Raw genomic sequence first — 19,131 nt, forward strand, 5'->3', positions numbered from 1 at the left:
GGGCATTTTTCCGCGGTGCAGAGCGCAGAAAAAGCTCGCTGCGCGTCGCCGGGCGGCCATATCGGCGCTTGCCCTCCGGTCATTATCCTTGTATAAATGGGGCTCTTCCAGAAATGTCCGGGAACAGCTCCGCGCCGCAGGCCGGGGCGGAGCCGCGGATTTGCTGCGGCCTTTTGCACGAAAGGCGCGCATGACGGCCGGAACGTCGGCCATGAAAGGTTTTGCCATGAATATTGCTCACAAGATCATCAGCGCCCATCTCGTGGAAGGGGACATGGTTCCCGGAAAGGAGATCGGCCTTCGCGTGGATCAGACGCTCACCCAGGACGCCACCGGCACCATGGCCTGGCTTCAGTTTGAAGCCCTCGGTCTGCCTTCCGTCCGCACCGAACTTTCGGTGAGCTACGTGGATCACAATACCCTGCAGATGGGGTTCCGCAATCCTGACGACCACCGCTTCCTGCGCACGTCGGCGCAGCATTTCGGCGCGGTGTATTCCGCTCCCGGCTCCGGCATCTGCCATCAGCTGCATCTGGAAAACTTTGCCCGTCCCGGGCGCGTCCTTCTCGGCTCCGACAGCCACACTCCCAACGCCGGCGGCATGGGCTGCCTCGCCATGGGCGCGGGCGGTCTTTCCGTGGCGCTCGCCATGGCCGGAGAACCCTACAGCATTCCCATGCCCAAGGTGGTGAAGGTGTGGCTTACCGGCCGTCTCACCGGCTGGGCGCAGGCCAAGGACGTCATTTTGCACATGCTCTCCCGCCTGAGCGTGAAGGGCGGCGTGGGTCGCATTTTTGAATACTGCGGCCCCGGCGTGAGCACGCTTTCCGTGCCGGAACGCGCCACCATCACCAACATGGGCGCGGAACTCGGCGCCACGGGATCCCTGTTCCCCTCCGACGAGCGCACCCGTGAATTTCTCCGTCAGATGGGCCGCGAGCAGGACTGGGAACCTCTCTATGCCGACGAGGGCTCGCAGTACGACGAGGAAATGGAAGTGGATCTTTCCTCCATCGTGCCTCTGGCGGCGCGTCCGCACATGCCCGACAACGTGGTTCCCGTGGCGGAACTGGCCGGACTGCACGTGGATCAGGTGGCCATGGGCTCCTGCACGAACTCTTCCTACGCCGATCTGCATCTGGTGGCCGAAACCCTGCGCGGACGCCGCGTCTGTCCCGAAACGGACACCTGCATGGCTCCCGGCTCGCGTCAGGTGCTGGCCATGCTCACGGAAGAAGGCTCGCTCGCCTCGCTTCTGGAAAGCGGAGTGAGACTGCTGGAATGCGCCTGCGGTCCGTGCATCGGCATGGGCAGCTCGCCCGTGTCCGGCGGTGTTTCGGTGCGCACCTTCAACCGCAACTTTGAAGGCCGCAGCGGCACCCGCGACGCGCAGGTGTATCTGGTGAGCCCGGTCACGGCGGCGCAGTGCGCCATCCACGGCTGCTTCACCGATCCCGCCACCTGGGGCGAAGCTCCCGAGCATCCCGATTTCCCGGCCCGCGTGCCGGACGGCCGTCATCATTTCCTGTTCCCCGCCGTCACGGAAGAAGAACGCGCGAAGGTGGAAATTCTGCGCGGACCCAACATTGTGGCGCTCGAAACCTTTGACGCGCTCCCCGCGGAACTTTCCGGCGAAGTCACCCTCAAGGTGGGAGACGGCATCACCACCGACCACATCATGCCCGCGGGCGCGGAAATCACCGCGCTGCGCTCCAACGTTCCGGCCATTTCCCGCTACGTGTTCAGCCGCACCGACGAAGGCTTCGTGGCCCGTCAGGACGGCGTGAAGGCCGCGGGCAGGGCCGGCGTCATCGTGGCCGGGGAAAACTACGGACAGGGCTCCAGCCGCGAACATGCGGCGCTGGCTCCGCGTCATCTCGGCGTGCGCGCCGTGCTGGCCAAGTCCTTTGCCCGCATTCATCGCGCCAATCTCATCAACTTCGGCATCCTTCCGCTCATTTTCGTGGATGGTGCCGACTACGACCGCATGGCGCTCGGCAACGGCGTCACGCTCGACACTTCTTCCATGACCGCCGGCGGAGAAGCCGTGCTCAAGGTGGAAGGCGTGGGCGACGTGCGCGTCCGCAACGACCTTTCCGACAAGGAATGGGCCGTGCTCAAGGTTGGCGGCCTGCTCAACGCCGTGCGCGCCCGCCGCGCCGGATAACGGGAATCATATCGGGCCGTCCGCGGCTGCGTAACATCAATACAACAATAAGCAAGGAGTCGTCATGCTGGACGGCATCAGAGCCAATGCCCAGTCGTGGGGCGTAAAGCTGGCTTTCGGCATCATCATTGTGGTCTTTGTGTTCTGGGGCATCGGATCCTACTCCGGTCCCAAGGGACTGGTGGCTTCCGTCAACGGCCGGAACATCACCGAGGTGGAGTTTCAGCGCGCCTACGCCATGATGGAAGACAACGTGCGCCGTTCCATTCCGAACGTCACGTCGGAAATGCTGGAAAGCTTCCAGCTCGAACAGCGCGTGCTGCAGTCCCTCATGCAGGAAAAGCTCATTGAGGACGAGGCCGAACGCGCCGGTCTGACCATCAGTCCCTACGAGCTGCGCGCCGCGCTCGAACAGCTTCCCTTCTTCCAGAAGGACGGCAAGTTCGACGCCGACACCTACCGCGAAGTGCTGAGCAAGAACCACATCACGCCCCGCCAGTTTGAAACGGATCAGGCGAAGTCCATGCTCCCGGCCAAGCTTCAGCGTCTGGTGACGGCTGGCGCCTACGTGGATCCTTCCGCGGTGAAGGCCATCTTCGACTACGCCGCCGAACGCCGCCGTGTGGACTACATTTTGTTCCCGGCCTCGGCGCACATGGACAAGGCCGCGCCTTCCGACGAAGAAGTCGCCAAGACCTACGAGGCGCAGAGCGCGAACTTTACGGTGCCGCCGAGCGTGAACGTGGAGTTCATCCGTCTCGATCCCGCCGTCATGGGCGATCCCGCCTCCATTTCGGACGCTGATCTTCGCGCCGCCTACGACGCCCGCAAGAACCAGTTCACGGAAGAAGAAAAGATTCATGCCCGTCACATTCTCGTGCGCGTGCCCGCGAACGCTCCCGAGGCCGACGTGAAGAAGGCCGAAGAGCAGATCAAGGCGCTTGAGGCCCGCATCCGCGGCGGCGAGGACTTCGCCGAAGTGGCCAGGAGCGGTCAGGACGGCACGGCCGAGCAGGGCGGCGATCTCGGCTGGTTCACCGCCGGTCAGATGGTGCCCGAGTTCTCCAAGGCCGCGTTTGCCCTGAAGGACGGCGAAGTGTCCGCCCCCGTGCGCACGCAGTTCGGCTTCCATCTTATTAAGAAGGAAGAGCACAAGCCCGCCGTGACCCACAGCTTCGACGAAGTGAAGGACAGCCTGCGCACCCAGCTTGCCACCGAAGCCGCCGGTCGCGGTCTGGAAGAGAAGGCCGACGTCGTTCTGGCGCAGGCGCTGGCCGGCAAGAGCATGGATGAGGCCGCTAGGGCCGCGTCCGTGGCGGCCGTGAAGGCCGAAAGCACCGGACTCATTTCCGCCGAGGAACTGGGCCAGAAGCTCGACATCCGCGATTCCGACGTGCAGACCATTCTTGCCGCCGCGTCGGGCACGGTGCTGGATTCCGCCGTGCCGTCCGGCAATGCGCTTCTGGTGGTGAAGGTGCTGGAAAGCAAGCCGCAGAGCGTGAAGCCTCTGGAAGAAGTGCGTCCCCTCATCGTGGAATTCCTCACCCGTCAGAAGGCCGCGGAAATGGCCATGGACGACGCACGCAAGGCTCGTGCCGCCTTCCAGAACGGCAAGCCCGCCGAAGGCGCGGAAATCAAGACTTCCGAACCCTTCGGCCGCGACGGCAACATCGCCGATCTCATTGCCGATCCGGCGCTCGCTCAGGCAGCGTTCGCCGTGCCGCAGGTTTCCGACGCGTGGCTCAACGATCCCTATCGCGTGCAGGACGGCGCCGTGCTGGCGCGCGTGTCCGCCATCGAGGCTCCTTCGGAAGACGAATGGAAGGCCGCCGCGCAGGACATGCAGGCCCGCATGACGAACGACCGGGCGAATCTGGTGTATCAGGTCTATCTGACCCAGCTCGGCTCGCAGGCCAAGGTGAAGATGTACAATTCGCCGCTCCTGGCCAAGACGAACAAGTAAGCTTCGGGCCGGAACGAAATTCTCGTTCCGGCCCTTTTGCTTTTTGGCGCGCAAAAGCGTATGCTTGCAGGGCAAGGTCGCGCTGCGTGTCTTTTCAGGCTTGCAGAGTCCGGAATCCGGGTTGATCCTGGGGAAACATCCCTTCACCCGCAGACCGGACGCCGCCGGGCGGAACCGAAAGATAATCATTGGTTGTCGCCGGAAAGAGAGCCGTTGTTTGAGCGGCTTCTCTTGACATTATTTCTGTTTTGGCAGTAACGTAATTCTGCTTATGCCTCTGCAGCGTGAGCTTTGGTTTCGTGTAAAGACCAGGAGGAGGTCACCCTATGAAAAAGCTGCTGACGTTCGGCTCCGCCGCTCTGATAGTCGCCGCTTTGGCTCTGCCGGCCGGCGCCGCGCAGTTCGCACATATCCCTGCCGGGCCCATTAAGATGGATCTGACCGAGAAGCCCGTTTATTTCGATCACAATATCCATACTACCCAGGACTGCACTGCCTGCCATACCAGCATGCCCGCCCACTTCCCCCCGCTGGCTGTCGATACGGAACAGCAGTGCGCCGTCTGCCATCACAAGGTTGCCGGCACGACTCCCAAGTTCAAGTGCGGCACTGCCGGTTGCCACAATCCTGAAGACAAGCAGGCGGAACGCAGCTACTTCAAGATCGTGCATGACCGCGAAATTTACGGCAAGGGCCATGTGGCCGACTCCTGCCTCGGCTGCCACACGCAGGTTGTGAAGACTCGTCCTGAAAAGAAGGAAGCGCTTACCGCCTGCGCCGGCTCCGCCTGCCATCCCAAGCAGAAGTAGTTTTCTTTCCCGGTTTTGCCCCGCCTTGCAGGGGCGGGGCAAGCCGTGGTCAGTCTTGTCTGGCCTTGTATTGCCCCCGGAAGGGGGCTTTTTTTGGCCTTGCGGAAGCCCTGCCTTTAGTTGTATATCTGTGACCCGCATTTTTCAGTTACCGCCAAGAGGGGAACATGGAAGAAGAAAAGTTTTCTCCTGAACAGTCTGAAGAGGTCATTGAACTTTTGGATATCGTGGGAGATTCCGCCCTGGAGAACAACGCGGAGCAGGAAAGCGAAGGCGTGTTCGCCGCCGACTCCGACAGGCGCGGAGACGCTGAGGCCGGTTCGGCCGACACCGGGGAGGATCCGGCAGGCGACGATGTCGTGCTTCTCGATGAGGACGACGTCGTTTCGGAAAAGAAAGAAGCGCCGGAGAACACGGAACAGACCGCGCAGCCGGCGGTGAAGGCGGATCTGCCGGAATCGGAAGATGAGGCGCAACCGGCCATTTCCGACGCTGACAATGCCGAAGCGCAGGCCGAAGCCGAAGCGCAGGGCGGCCGCGTCGAGAGCTCTTCGGCCGCGGAAGAAGACCATCGTGCCGAGATTCAGCGTCTGGAAGAAAGAGTTGCGGCCCTGGAAAAAGCTAATGCGGAGCTTGGCGAAAATCTGGAATCCCTGAGCCAGCAGATCGCTCATGTGGGCTCCATGTTCCTGGAAGATGCGTCGGTTCGGCTCAATATGGAAGAAATGGTCAGCCGCATGCTGGACGCCCGTCTGCCTTCCCAGGCGGAACAGGAAGAGGGCGGAGCGGAAGAAAGCGGCGTTGAGGCGCGCCTTGAGGCGCTTGAGAAGCGTGTGCAGGACTGGGAGGCGCAGAGCGAGCATCAGGCCGCTGTGGCCGCAGCCCGCGTCATACGAGAGGAAATAGCCGCCATGCGTGCGGAATCTTCGGGCTCGGCCCGGTAGAAAATATTTCGGCCGCCCTGCGGTCGCGGGTCTTCGGACCCTCAGAATACTATGTCGGGTGCGGGTCTGCCCGCACTGAAAATCCATTTGGAGTTTTTCGTTTCATGAGTTCCTTTGTCACAGGCCAGATTATTGAGGCGCGCTGCTCGCGCTGCAAGGATATTACTGGCCACGTCGTCATGGCATGTCTCGACGGCATGCCGGTCAAGGTGGAATGCCGCGCCTGCGGCAGTGTGCATAAGTATGTCGCGCCGGAAGCCCAGGCTCGTCCGAAGGTGGAAAAGACCGTGCGCGTGAAGGCCGGACACAACCGGGCGGAAGCCGTGGACGCCACCGTGCGCGCGGAAAAGCGCGCCGCCGCGCCGCGCCCCAGCCGCGAACAGCAGCAGCTTGCCCGCCGCGCCGAAGAGAACGAAAACCGCTGGAACAGCCTGGTGGCCGGAAGAGCGGCCACGCCCGTGCCCTACAGCATGAACGGCACCTTTGCCGTGAACACGCTGGTGGACCATCCCGTGTTCGGCACGGGAGCCGTGGTCGAGCTGCTGCCCCCTGACAAGATGGACGTCATGTTCAAGGAAGGCGTGAAGCGTCTGCGCTGCGTCTGCGAATGAAATTTGTGACCGGAAAATTCATTTTTTTGCTTGCATCCGGAAGCCAATCAGGCAACACTCTGAATACAGGACTTTCCATGGAGGCGCCATGTTTGTCTTTGCGAATCTTGTGACGACTGTTGCCGGGCTTCTGAGCCTGGTCATCAATCTTTATATTTTCGTCATTATCGTGGCGGCTTTTCTCTCGTGGGTGAAGCCCGACCCGTATAATGCGATAGTCCGCACGCTGAGGGCGCTGACGGAGCCGGTATTCTACCGCATCCGCAAGACGTTCCCCTTCGTGATGATCAGCGGGATAGATCTTTCGCCTATTGTGGCGCTGGTCGCCCTGCAACTGCTGAACGGCGTGGTCGTGCAGTCCCTGCTCCAGCTCGGACAGCGTCTGGCCGGCGTATGAATTAAGAGGAGGCCGGTCTGCCGGCTTATTCCTGCCACCCCAACACAATGGAGTCTGTGCCATGGAAGAACGTGATCTCAAGATTGTGGAACAGTACGGCGATACTGATCCTGAACTGAAGGCTCTCTGGGAAGAACATATGCTGTATGAAAAGCAGCTCGCCAAGTTTGAAGGCAAGAGCTACCTTACTCCCAGCGAGCAGCAGGAAGTGAAGACTCTCAAGAAGCAGAAGCTGGACGGCAAGACCCGCCTGGACGCTGCTCTCGACAAATATAGGAAGTAACATCGCGTTCCCTGTCGTGTCGTCGGCAGGGGCGTTTCATTTTGGGGCCGGGGAAAGGGACAACTTTTCCCCGGCGCGCGACGGCCGTGCGTATTTGTGCGGCGGCCGTTTTTTGTGTTTCGGGCCAGGGTCATGGTTTGCCGTTCCATCCCGCGGCCGGATTTCCGGATATTCTCCTTACACAGGTACAAAAGAGAAAATGGCAAACGTACGATCCACCTATACGGACAGTGTTAATTTTTATGGGCAGGAAGACCCCCGTGAACTGGTCTCCCGCTTCGGTTCCCCCCTGTATGTTTACAACGAAAACATACTGCGCGAGCGTTGCCGCGATCTTCTCGGTCTTTCCTCGCTCCCGGGCTTTCGCGTGAACTATTCCGCCAAGGCCAACACCAATCCTGCGCTTCTTCGCATCATCCGTTCCGAGGGCTGCGTGGTGGACGCCATGAGTCCCGGCGAGCTGCACATCAACGCGCTTGCCGGCTTCACGCCCGAGGAAATCACCTACGTGTGCAACAACGTGAGCGCCGAGGAACTCAAGAACGCCGCCGATCACGGCTGCGTGGTGAGCGTGGATTCCCTCGCTCAGCTGGAACTTTTCGGCGAAGTCTGCCCCGGCGGACGCGTGATGGTGCGCTTTAATCCCGGCATCGGCGCAGGTCACAGCGAAAAGGTGGTGACCGGCGGCAAGAAGACCAAGTTCGGCGTCGACCCCGACATGCTGCCTCAGGTGCAGGACATCGTGGCCCGTCACGAACTTCGTCTCGTCGGCGTGAATCAGCACATCGGCTCTCTGTTCATGGAGGCGGCTCCCTATCTCGATGCCATGAAGATTCTGCTCGCCATGGCGGAAAAGCTGCTCAAGCTCGGGTATCCTCTGGAAATCATCGACTTCGGCGGCGGCCTCGGCATGCCCTATCACAAGTATGAAGGGCAGAGCCGCATGGACATGAAGGCGCTCTCCGAAGCCATCCACGGATGCCTCTCGGAATGGGCCGCGTCCACGGGCTATCAGGGCCGCTTCTTCATCGAACCCGGCCGCTACGTCGTGGCCGAATGCGGCGTGGTGCTCGGCACCGTTCACGCCACCAAGAACAACGGTCCGCATCTTTTTGCCGGCACCGACATCGGCTTCACCGTGCTTGCGCGCCCCATGCTGTACGACGCCTTCCACGATGTGGAAATCTATCGTGAAAACGGCGCGCCCGACACGGAAAACGTGGAACAGACCATTGTGGGCAACATCTGCGAATCCGGCGACATTCTCGCCAAGGATCGTCAGCTGCCGCTCATCAGGCAGGGCGACGTCATCGCCATGCTCGACGCCGGCGCCTACGGCTGGGTCATGGCTTCCACCTACAATCAGCGCATGCGTCCGGCGGAAGTGCTCATCGGCGCAGACGGCAAGGCCCGTCTCATCCGCCGTCGGGAAACGCTGGAGGATCTGACCTCCACGCTGGTGCTGGACTAAGCTGTTTTGCGTCCGGCAGTTCTCTGCCGGACTGTCGGCCGGGAACGAATGTTTCTCCTCCACTGGAGAAGTCGTTCCCGGTTTTTTTGTCCGCACGGATTCGGGAAAAGGGCTGCGCCTCTTCACTGTGGCGCAACGTTCGTCGGGCGCTGCGGCGGCGATCCGGCAGGAGCGCCGGGACGGATGCCGGTTTGCGCGAAGGCCGCGTGGAGGCTCGCGGGTCGTCGCTGTTCATGAACGTGGTTCATCATGAATCATGAGTCTGGAGCCGCGTCCCTCATGCGAGCAGCTCAGCGCGTCACGATGCGAGAATGCGCAGAGGCAGACGTCGGGCCTTGAGGCGGCGTGGAGCTTCTTCTGCCGTGTCTGGCCGGGGCCTCCAGAGTGTGCGCAGCGTCGGGGCTCCGGAGTTTCTGTGCGGGGCCGCGCAGGTTGAAGGCGGAGGCCGCCCGGCATCCTTTTCTTCGAGCGGGCCGCAGGGAAAACGGGGGGCTGCGCGACGCATCCCGCAGCGGTTGCCCCGGCATGCATTATTCCGCAGGAAGCGAAAAGCGCAGGCCTGTCTTTCTTCAACACCTCTGCCGCAGCGGGCAATCGCCCTCTTGTCAGCAGAAAAATTTCCGTTATCTTCTGTCCATGTCCGCATTGTTCCGTTTTTGTTCCGCCGTCCGATCCGGCGAGTGGCTGCGCGATGTGCCGTTCCGCACCATCTGGGGACTTGTCTGGCCTCAGATGATGATGCTTCTTTGCAGCATCATCGTGAACCTTACCGACATCTGGGCCGCCGGACGCATCTCTTCCGACGTGCAGGCCGCCGTGGGACTGGCCTTTCAGATTCAGGTCTTTCTCATGGTGTTCGGCTGGGCGCTCGGCGCGGGAGGCATGGCCGCGGTCAGTCAGTCCATGGGCGCTGGCCACTGGCGGCGGGCGCAGAACTATGTGGGGCTGGTGCTGTGCAGCTGCGTGGCGGTCGCCGTGCTGCTCGCTCTTCTGACCGGCGCATTTCGCGGCCCGGTGCTTGCGCTCCTGCAGACGCCCGACTCCCTCAGGCCCGCGACGGAGTACATGGTGGGCGTCATGCTGGCCGGGCTTCCTTCCTTCTACGTCATGCAGGTGGGCGGAACGCTGTTTCGCGCGGCAAGGCAGGTCATTGCGCCGCTTATCGTGGCGGCGGCCACCTGCCTGCTCAACGTGTTCGGCGATCTGTGCTTCGGCCTCGGATGGCTGGGCTTTCCGGCCTTCGGCATGGCGGGCATAGCATGGGCCACCTTCAGCGCCAATACGCTGGCGGCCGTGCTCACCCTGATTTTTCTGAAAAAGGGCGGACTCATCGTGCATCATGCGCTGCCGCCCCTGCGCTGGCTCAGGCTCGGCGCTCCGTATCTTTTTCGGGTGGCCGTTCCGGCCTGCGGCAACAGTCTGCTCTGGCACATGGGCTATCTTGTCATGTACGGCATCACGGCTTCGCTGCCCGACGGCGTGGAAGCCCTCGCCGGTCTCACCGCAGGCAACCGCATTGAGTCGCTGCTGTACATGCCCGCCAACGCCTTCATGGTCACGGCGTCCATTCTCGTGGGCAACGCCCTCGGCGCGGGCGACAGGCAGGGGGCAAAGCACATCGGCGTCGTGCTGTTTTTGATCTCCGGCATCTCCATGAGCTCCGTGGCGGCCTGCATGTGGCCCTTCATTCCCGATCTTGCGGCGTTTTTCTCTTCCGAGGCCGCGGTGCGCACGCAGATCATCAACTATCTGTTCTTCAACGTGCTGGTGGTTCCCTTCACGGTGTCGGGCATGGTGCTCCACGGCGTCATGAACGGCGCGGGGGCCACGGTGTATCCGCTGGTGGTCAACACCGCCGGCATCTGGCTCATCCGTCTGCCTTTCGGATGGGGCCTGTCCCACATCGTGTTTCATGACGCCTACGGGGTGTACATGGCCATGTTTTTATCCATGTCCATCCAGACTTCGGTCATGGTGTGGGTGTTTTTCTGCAAGGACTGGGCGCGTTTTTCCATGAACGCGCATTTTTCCCAATCCAAACACAAGGAGAAGGCATGAACCTTCCTTCCGGCTTTGTTCCGGTAACGCTTGATCTGTACGACGATTATCGTCGTTATTTTGACCTGACGTCGCAGCCTACGGCCGATCTGACCTTTACCAATCTCTGGGGCTGGGCGGAATATTTCGGTCTGGGACTCTCCTTCCGCGACGGGCTCTGCTGGATCTGTCAGACCAGGCCCGATTTCCGATACTGGGCCCCTGTGGGCGACTGGCAGGCCGCCGACTGGGCCGCGCAGCCGGAAATTCGCGCCGGCGTGGAACTTTTCCGCGTGCCGGAACAGCTTGTCGGCGTGCTGAGCGACAGGCTCGGAGCCCGGACGAGGGCCGTGGAGGATCGCGGTCAGTGGGAATACCTCTACAATCGCGACGAACTGGCAGAACTGCCCGGGGCGAAGTTCCACAAGAAGAAGACGCACGTCAACGGCTATCGCCGCCGCTACGGCGAGGACTATCGCGCGCTCGGCGACGCTTCCAATCCCGACGGCATTGAACACGTGCTGCGTCTGCAGGAAGAGTGGTGCAAGTGGCGCGACTGTGAAAACAGTCCTTCGCTTCAGGCCGAGAACGACGCCATTTTCCGCGTGGTGGGCAACTGGAACCGTCTGCCGGGACTTGTCGGCGGAGCGCTCTACGTGGAAGACAAGATAGGCGCGTTTGCCGTGGGCGAGAAGGTGGGCGATATGATGGTCGTTCACTTTGAAAAGGTGCAGGCGGAGCTCAAGGGCGTCTATCAGGCCATCAATCAGGCCTTTGCGAGCCGTTCCGCACAGGGCGTTTCCCTCATAAACCGGGAGCAGGATATGGACGAACCCGGTCTGCGCCAGGCGAAGGAAACCTATAACCCCGTGGGCTTTTTGAAGAAAAGTCGGCTTGTCATAGCTGCGGATGCGGAGTAGTATCAACTGCGCCAACGGAAGCGGCGATGATTGCTGTTTTTTGGCTTCCTTTTACATAACCTTCTGATCTTTTCGGATGAGCATCATGAAAGTCGTTACGAGATTTGCTCCCAGCCCCACCGGTCATCTGCATATCGGCGGCGGCCGGACCGCCATTTTCTGCTGGCTGCTTGCCCGCCATTACGGCGGCGAGTTCCGCCTGCGCATTGAGGATACCGACGCAACGCGTTCCAAACAGGAATATACCGATTCCATTCTTGCCTCCATGAAGTGGCTCGGCCTGGATTGGGACGGCGATCTCACCTATCAGAGCAAGCGTCTTGACATTTACAACGCCTACATAGACAAGCTGCTCGAAACCGGTCACGCCTACTGGTGCGACTGCACGCCCGAAGAAGTGGAAGCCATGCGCGAAGTGGCCCGCGCCAGAGGCGAAAAGCCCCGCTACAACGGCAAGTGCCGCGACCGCGGCCTGACCGCAGGACCCGGCCGGGTGGTGCGCCTGCGCGTGCCGGACGAAGGCCGCATCGTGTTCAACGACATGGTGAAGGGCACCATTTCCGTGGACGTTTCCGAGCTCGACGACATGGTGCTGCGCCGCACCGACGGCATGCCCACCTACAACCTCGCCGTGGTGGTGGACGACCACGACATGGGCGTGACGCATGTGCTGCGCGGCGACGACCACGTTTCCAATACGCCCAAGCAGATTCTTCTGTACAACGCGCTCGGCTTCGACGTTCCCACCTTCGGCCACGTGCCCATGATCTGCGGTCCCGACCATCAGAAGCTGTCCAAGCGTCACGGCGCCCGTGCGGTCATCGAATACGAGCAGGACGGTCTGCTGCCTCAGGCGCTGGTAAATTATCTGGTGCGCCTCGGCTGGTCGCACGGCGATCAGGAAATCTTCTCCCTCAAGGAACTCGTGGAACTGTTCGACGGAAACAACCTGAACAGCTCTCCCGCGGCCTTTGATCCGGAAAAGCTGAAGTGGCTCAACGCGCACTACATGCGCAACACGCCGCTTCCCCAGCTGGCCGCCATGGTGCGTCCGTTCCTTGAAAAGCTGGGCTACGACGAGCCCGTGGAGAAGATTGAAGCGCTTCTGCCCATGTACATCGAGCGCGCTTCCGATCTCGCGGCGCTGGCCCAGGCCCTGACCATCTACTTCAAGCCCGCCGAAGAGCTGGTGATTGAAGACAAGGCCATGAAGGCCCTGAACGAAGACGGCAAGCATCAGCTCACCGTGCTGCACGACATGATTGCCGCCATGCCCGAATTCAACGGCGAGGCGCTGGACAAGCTGCTCCATGAATATGTGGAAAAGGGCGGTCTCAAGTTCAAGCAGGTGGGCCCGCCCATGCGTTCCGCGCTCACCGGCCTGGCCGGAGGCCCGTCCGTGCATGACGTCATGGCGGCCCTCGGCAGGGAAGAAAGCCTGAAGCGCATCGAACGCGCGGCAAAGTAATCCGTACGGATGGAAGTGCTTCGGCATTTCCATCCGTTTTTTGCCTTTCCCGGCGCGTGGCGGCTATTTGGAGAAAAGAGGCAGGGCAGTCGAAAAGGCGCTCCTCCGAGTCCGCGCAGAACGAGACCTTCCGGCGTCTTCGATTCTCTGCTGGGGGGGGGGAAACGTCGGAAGAGCCTTTCGATGCTTTGGCCGGACGCTCCTCTCTCCCTGGGGCGAACGTTCATGCCCCGGGGTCAAAAGCTCAGGTCTTGAGCGAATGTCCGGCCTTTTCCGGGAAAATATCGCAGTGCAGGACGTCCGCCGTTTCTGCGGCGCAGGCCCAGGCGGTTCCGCAGGTAAAAAGCGATTCCTTTGGACCCGGAAGCGCGTTTGAGCAGCCCGAAAGAAAAAAGATTCATTTTCGTTCATCCTGCTCCGTCCGCGCTCTGGACGGGACCGGATGAAGATTTATTTAATACAGGTACGGCTTTTGCTCCGCAATTCGGAGCGCGTCGCCGACAGCGCCCGGGCGCAGATTTCGGGCGCGTCAACCACAGTCCGCAACACGGGAGAAACCCATGCAGTTGTATAATTCCATGACTCGCCGCAAGGAGAACTTCGAGCCCCGCCAGGCCGGCAGGGTGGGCATGTATGCCTGCGGCATTACGGCCTATGATCTCAGCCATATCGGCCATGCCCGTTCCGCGGTGGTGTTCGATGTGCTGAATCGCTATCTGCGTCATCTCGGCTACGACGTGACCTTCGTGCGCAACTTTACCGACGTGGACGACAAAATCATTGCCCGCGCCAACCGCGAAGGCAAGACCAGCGCAGAAATCGCCGAAACCTACATTGCCGCCTTCCATGAGGACATGGATCGCCTCAACGTGCGCCGCGCCGACATTGAACCGCGCGCCACCGAATACATCGGCGAGATGCAGAATCTGATTCAGAAGCTCATCGATGGCGGCCACGCCTACGCCGTGCCCTCGGGCGACGTGTATTTCCGCGTGCGCTCCTTCCCCGGATACGGCAAGCTTTCCGGCAGGGACGTGGACGAGCTGCGTTCCGGGGCCCGCATCGCCATCGGCGAGGAGAAGGAAGACCCGCTGGATTTTGCGCTCTGGAAGGCCGCCAAGCCCGGCGAACCGTTCTGGGAAAGCCCGTGGGGCAAGGGACGTCCCGGCTGGCATCTGGAATGCTCCGCCATGAGCGAAAAGACGCTGGATCTGCCGCTCGACATTCACGGCGGCGGTCAGGATCTTATTTTCCCGCATCATGAAAACGAAATTGCGCAGAGCGAAGCTTCCACGGGCAAGGAGCTTGCGCGTTTCTGGGTTCACAACGGCTTTGTGCAGATCAATTCCGAGAAGATGTCGAAGTCGCTGAACAACTTCAAGACTATTCGCGATATTCTGGAACATCGTCAGCCCGAGACGCTGCGCTTTTTCCTGCTGGGCAAGCATTATCGCAGCCCCATCGACTTCAGCTTTGAGGGGCTGGACGACGCCGAGCGCGCGCTCAAGCGCGTGTACGAATGCCTGCGCGACGCCCGCGCCTGGATGCAGCGCGAATCGTGGAAGAAGGGCGAGACGCCCGCTTCCGTGCAGGATGAGTTCGACATGCTGAAGAAGGGCTTTTTCGACGCCATGGACGACGATCTGAACACGGCCGGAGCTCTCGGCCACGTGTTCGGCATGATTCGTCTGATGAACCGCATTCTCGAAGACAAGGGCCTGCGCAACAAGGAAGGCATTCGGGAGCTGCTGGGCAGCTTCATTGAGCTTGCCGGCGTGTGGTCCGATGTTCTCGGCGTGTTCGGCGCGGAGCCGACGGCGTTTTTGCAGGAGCTGCGCAATACCCGCGCGGAGCGCCTGGGCATTGACGTGAACAAGGTTGTGGAACTGATGGCGGAACGCGCCGAAGCCCGCGCCGCCAAAGATTTTGCCAGATCCGACGCCACCCGCGACGCGCTTGCGGCCATGGGCGTCGAAGTGCGCGATACGCCCTCGGGCGCGGTGTGGGATATCGCCTGACAGGCCGGAAGGCCGGGAAAACAGGAATGCGACTACGTTCCGTGATGGCCGCAGTTTGCATGGTCGGCGTGCTGTTTGCGCCGATGCGGGCGGATGCGGCGCTTTTTGGAGACTTCACGCTTCAGGATGAAATGAAGATGGGCCGGGAATTCGAGGTGCTGGTCAAATCGACCATGCCCATCATTGAAGACCCGGTGGTGCATGACTACGTGCAGAGCGTTGTTGACCGCATAGTCAAAACGCTGCCTCCGCAGCCGTACAAGTTTCCGACCAATGTCGTGCTGCACAATTCGCTGAACGCCTTTGCCGCTCCCGGCGGCTTTGTGTTCGTGTTTTCGGGGCTCATCATGCACCTGAGGCACGAATCCGAACTTGCCGGGGTGCTTTCCCACGAAATAGCCCACGTCACGCAGCGCCACATTGCCGGACGCATGGAGCGGGGAAGGGTGATTTCCCTGACCTCGCTTCTCGGCGTGGTGGCGGGCGTGGCGGCCGGTCTTGCCGGCGGCGGAAGCGCGGGCGGCGCGGCCATGATGGGAAGCATGGCTGCGGGCTCTTCGGCCATGCTGAACTACAGCCGTCTGGACGAAGACGACGCAGACCGTTTCGGCATCAAATATCTGGTGGACGCCGGATACAATCCGAAGGGGCTCGGCGGAGCCTTTGAAGTGCTGAAGTCGCAGGACTGGGGCGGCGGTTCCGCGGTGCCCACGTATCTTTCCACGCATCCCGATCTGAATCTGCGTCTTGCCAGACTGCGGGCCGATCTGCAGAGCATGTCCGCCTCTCTCAAGAACCGCAGGGAAGACGACGCCAGGTTCCGCCGCGTGCAGGCGCTGCTCTGGGCCCGGCACGGCGATGCGGCCCATGCGGAGCAGATTTTTGCCAAGGGCGGGGACAAGGATCCCGTCAGCCTGATGGGCAAGGGCATGCTTGCAGCAAGGCAGAACCGCGTGAAGGATGCGGAAGGCTTTTTCAATGCGGCGCTTGCGCTTGCGCCGAACGACGCGCTCATTCTGCGCGAAGCCGGCATTTTTGAGTACACCAAGGGCGGGGACATCGGCCGCGCCCGGAAATATCTGGAAAAGGCGCTTCGGCTGTACCCCGGCGATTTCTACGGGCTTTTTTTCTATGCCAGGATTCTCGACGACACCGGCGACAGAGCGGGAGCGCAGCAGCGCTACCGCGACGTGCTGCGTCACGTGCCGGAAGACAGCGAAGTGCATACCTATTACGGTCGTTCTCTCGGCGCGGTCGGCAAGCTGAGCGAGGGATATCTGCATCTGGCGTATGCCTCGCTGTACGGCAATGATCAGCGCAAGGCCGACAACTGGCTGGAAAAGGCAAAATCGACGGCCCGCACGCCGGAAGAAAAGAAGGCCGTCAAGGATTATGAGAGCAAGGCCGCGGAACGCGCCAAAATCATGAAAGAAGCCCGATAGGGCGGGAGATTGCGATGGAATTGAGAGGAACGACCATTCTGGCTGTACGCAATGAGCACGGCGTGGCCATCGGAGGCGACGGACAGGTGACCATGGGGCAGAGCATGGTCATGAAGCACACGGCCAGAAAGGTGCGTCGTCTGTACCGCGGACAGGTGGTGGCGGGCTTTGCCGGCGCCACGGCCGACGCGTTCACGCTGTTTGAGCGTTTTGAAGCCAAGCTGGAGGAATCGGGCGGCAATCTTCTGCGCGCCGCCGTGGAAATGGCCAAGGACTGGCGTCAGGACAAATTTCTCCGCAAGCTGGAAGCTCTGCTTCTGGTGGCCGACGCCGACAGAACGCTTATTCTCACGGGCACGGGCGACGTCATCGAGCCCGACGACGGCGTTGCGGCCATCGGCTCCGGCGGACCGTACGCGCTTTCCGCGGCGCGTGCGCTGTTGCGTCACACGTCCATGACGCCTTCGGAAATCGTGAAGGAATCCATGGCCATCGCGGCGGACATCTGCGTGTTCACCAATACGCACCTGACCATGGAAACCATTGAAAAATAATCGACGATTTGTCTGAACAGGACGGGCGGCGGCATGGTTGTGCCGTCGCCTTCGTCGTTTAAACGCCGAAGAGCGTCCGGCAGCGAGAGGCAAAACAGGGGGCAGTACGCGCGGGCCGTGGCGCTGAAACTCGCGTGTATTGGCCGGAAGGGCTGAGGCGTCCGGCGAGGGATGCGGCCGTGTCGGACGCGCGGCGCGGGAAAGCGCCCGGGAACGAAGCCTGCGTCGTTTTGGTCGGAAAGGCACGGGAGGCGCACAGGGGGGCAGCGTGCGATCGAAAAAAAAGCCCCGTTTCCGAGGCTTTTCAGCATGGCGGCCATTCAGCGCGCTGTTTTTGCAAGCAGTCGACCAAGTTCGTCCACGTCCTTTGCCAGCCAGCGGGCTCCGGCTTCGGTCAGCTCCTCTGCCGTGCCGAATCCGTAGAGCACGCCGAGCGCCGGAATGCCGTGGGCTGCCGCGCCGAGAACGTCGAATTTTCTGTCGCCGATCATCAGGCAGTGTTCGACATTGGTCATGCCCAGCTTTTTCATGGCGTAGGCGATGACCAGCTTTTTTTCCACGCGGGTTTCCGCCACGTCGCCGCCGGCAATGAAGGTGAAGGCGTCGGCCATGCCGAAGCGCTCCAGAATGCGCACGGCAAAGACTTCCGGCTTGGAGGTGGCCAGCACGAGCCTGCGTCCTTCGTTGCGCCAGAGGTGCAGCAGACGGCTGACGCCGGGATAGGGAATGTTTTCGTACATGCCTTTGTCGGCGTAGTATTCCTGAAAATAAGCAATGGCCTTGTCGGCGCTTCTTCGATCAAAGCCGTAGAAGCGCATGAAGGAGTCGTAGAGCGGCGGCCCGATGAAGGGATAGAGCTTTTTCGGATCATCTTCGTGAATATCGAAGCGCTTCAGCGCGTACATGACGCCGCGTGTGATGCCTTCCGAAGGATCGGTGAGCGTGCCGTCGAGGTCGAGGAAAAGGCAGGTCGCGTCGCCGGGAGAATGAAGAGTGGCAGTATTCATGGATGGGCTGATAGCAGAAGCGCGACGGAAAGAAAAGCCGTTGACCGGCTACGGCAGAGGAGAATCGTTGCAGTCGGCGCTGAGGAAGGGGGAAGAGACTTGGTGTCGGCGGAACTGAGGGAGACCGGAGTCCATGGTGTCCATGAGAAAGGCGCGTGGGCGCAGAAAAAGGGATGGAAATCGTTGTTGAAGCGGAAACCGTCGCTGGAGAGGAGCGAAAAGTGGCCCACGGGACGACGCCCCGAAGGATGAGATGCAAGCGCTCTTTGCCGCACGGCGAAGTGCTGACGCATCGGGAAAGAACAGCTCGGAATAATGGTGTTTTCCGTGATGTGGAGAAGCTGCGTTGCCGAAGATGCCGGACGGAGCTGACGGCAAGACGTCGGCAGCTAGGATGCCAGCCAGGCCACCAGCGACCAGCAGCAGAACCAGGAGACGACCTGCAGGATAAGCGGATTGATGGAGCGTCCCATCATGGCGAGCTGGATGTTGACGGCAAACGTGATGACCCGGGCGATGCCGGCAAAGACCAGAAAGCCTATGCAGGCCAGCAGGCCGAATTTCAGGCCCATGGCAAAGGCCAGCGCCAGCGTGATGATGCCCATCTGGCAGGAGGGCAAAAGCTGGCTGCCGTTGGACTGCATGAACACCACGCGCTGATGAAAGCCGCCGTGCGGCTGTTCGCTGCGGGCATCGTCCACGATCTCGGCGTCCACGATTTCGCGGGTGCGGATGATGGGCTGGCCGCAGTTGGGGCAGGATTTGCTGTCGTCGGGAATGTTGGCGTGGCAGTTGGGGCAGTTCATGAAAAGAACCCTCGTCTGGATGAAGTGTTGAACACCATGTTGTTAACTCTAATCATCCTGCGAGCGTTGGCAAGGGAAAAGAGCCGGGACAACTGTTACAAAGTGTTGAACGGCGCGGGAATCGAGGGGGATGCGCCTCGGCTGCCCCGGCGGATGACGGAAGCGCGGAGGTCGTGATGCTTCAGAGGATTGTCTGTGGAGGGCCGGAGTAAAAACCTGGACATGAAAAAAGGA

16 protein-coding genes are annotated in these 19,131 nt (G+C 61.2%); 14 read left to right on the forward strand and 2 right to left on the reverse strand.

Features of this window, described 5'->3' with window-relative positions; all coding sequences use genetic code 11:
- The first annotated feature begins 226 nt into the window (after window positions 1-226).
- The 14 genes from ABGT79_RS12510 to hslV all read left to right on the forward strand — a co-directional run bounded on the left by ABGT79_RS12510 (window position 227) and on the right by hslV (window position 17,084).
- Entirely contained in the window at window positions 227-2,167 is a 1,941-nt protein-coding gene (locus ABGT79_RS12510; protein WP_346666453.1) for an aconitate hydratase, read from the forward strand.
- A gap of 64 nt (window positions 2,168-2,231) precedes the next feature.
- Entirely contained in the window at window positions 2,232-4,130 is a 1,899-nt protein-coding gene (locus ABGT79_RS12515) for a SurA N-terminal domain-containing protein (protein WP_294485925.1), read from the forward strand.
- Window positions 4,131-4,456: 326 nt separating this feature from the next.
- Complete coding sequence (locus ABGT79_RS12520; protein WP_294485927.1) at window positions 4,457-4,939, forward strand: cytochrome c3 family protein; 483 nt, start codon at window positions 4,457-4,459, stop codon at window positions 4,937-4,939.
- 167 nt (window positions 4,940-5,106) lie between these two features.
- Complete coding sequence (locus ABGT79_RS12525) at window positions 5,107-5,883, forward strand: hypothetical protein (RefSeq protein WP_346666454.1); 777 nt, start codon at window positions 5,107-5,109, stop codon at window positions 5,881-5,883.
- A 104-nt stretch (window positions 5,884-5,987) separates the two neighbouring features.
- A complete protein-coding gene (locus ABGT79_RS12530; RefSeq protein ID WP_346666455.1) occupies window positions 5,988-6,494 on the forward strand; it encodes a hypothetical protein in 507 nt (168 codons plus the stop codon).
- An 88-nt stretch (window positions 6,495-6,582) separates the two neighbouring features.
- Window positions 6,583-6,891: a YggT family protein gene (locus tag ABGT79_RS12535; protein ID WP_294485935.1), complete on the forward strand. Its 309-nt coding sequence runs from the start codon at window positions 6,583-6,585 to the stop codon at window positions 6,889-6,891.
- 61 nt (window positions 6,892-6,952) lie between these two features.
- Window positions 6,953-7,174 carry a DUF465 domain-containing protein gene (locus ABGT79_RS12540; protein WP_294485938.1) on the forward strand — a complete coding sequence of 74 codons (222 nt, stop codon included), beginning with the start codon at window positions 6,953-6,955 and terminating at the stop codon, window positions 7,172-7,174.
- Window positions 7,175-7,373: 199 nt separating this feature from the next.
- Window positions 7,374-8,645 carry a diaminopimelate decarboxylase gene (gene lysA, locus ABGT79_RS12545; protein ID WP_346666456.1) on the forward strand — a complete coding sequence of 424 codons (1,272 nt, stop codon included), beginning with the start codon at window positions 7,374-7,376 and terminating at the stop codon, window positions 8,643-8,645.
- 636 nt (window positions 8,646-9,281) lie between these two features.
- Entirely contained in the window at window positions 9,282-10,703 is a 1,422-nt protein-coding gene (locus ABGT79_RS12550; protein WP_346666457.1) for an MATE family efflux transporter, read from the forward strand.
- Complete coding sequence (locus tag ABGT79_RS12555; protein WP_346666458.1) at window positions 10,700-11,602, forward strand: phosphatidylglycerol lysyltransferase domain-containing protein; 903 nt, start codon at window positions 10,700-10,702, stop codon at window positions 11,600-11,602. Before ABGT79_RS12550 ends, ABGT79_RS12555 begins: the two co-directional genes overlap by 4 nt.
- Window positions 11,603-11,684: 82 nt before the next feature.
- Window positions 11,685-13,070, forward strand: coding sequence for a glutamate--tRNA ligase (gltX, locus tag ABGT79_RS12560; RefSeq protein ID WP_346666676.1), 1,386 nt, complete (start codon window positions 11,685-11,687; stop codon window positions 13,068-13,070).
- A gap of 560 nt (window positions 13,071-13,630) precedes the next feature.
- Complete coding sequence (gene cysS, locus ABGT79_RS12565) at window positions 13,631-15,088, forward strand: cysteine--tRNA ligase (protein ID WP_346666459.1); 1,458 nt, start codon at window positions 13,631-13,633, stop codon at window positions 15,086-15,088.
- A gap of 26 nt (window positions 15,089-15,114) precedes the next feature.
- Window positions 15,115-16,530: a M48 family metalloprotease gene (locus tag ABGT79_RS12570; protein WP_346666460.1), complete on the forward strand. Its 1,416-nt coding sequence runs from the start codon at window positions 15,115-15,117 to the stop codon at window positions 16,528-16,530.
- Window positions 16,531-16,544: 14 nt separating this feature from the next.
- Window positions 16,545-17,084, forward strand: a complete 540-nt coding sequence (hslV, locus tag ABGT79_RS12575; protein WP_346666461.1) for an ATP-dependent protease subunit HslV — start codon at window positions 16,545-16,547, stop codon at window positions 17,082-17,084.
- 320 nt (window positions 17,085-17,404) lie between these two features.
- On the opposite strand, the gene ABGT79_RS12580 is transcribed toward hslV, so the two are convergent.
- Window positions 17,405-18,091, reverse strand: coding sequence for an HAD hydrolase-like protein (locus ABGT79_RS12580; RefSeq protein ID WP_346666462.1), 687 nt, complete (start codon window positions 18,089-18,091; stop codon window positions 17,405-17,407).
- Window positions 18,092-18,480: 389 nt separating this feature from the next.
- Window positions 18,481-18,897, reverse strand: coding sequence for a zinc ribbon domain-containing protein (locus ABGT79_RS12585; RefSeq protein WP_346666463.1), 417 nt, complete (start codon window positions 18,895-18,897; stop codon window positions 18,481-18,483).
- Window positions 18,898-19,131: the final 234 nt, after the last annotated feature.

It is taken from the genome of uncultured Mailhella sp., from assembly GCF_963931295.1.
In the GTDB taxonomy this organism is placed as follows: Bacteria; Desulfobacterota; Desulfovibrionia; order Desulfovibrionales; family Desulfovibrionaceae; genus Mailhella.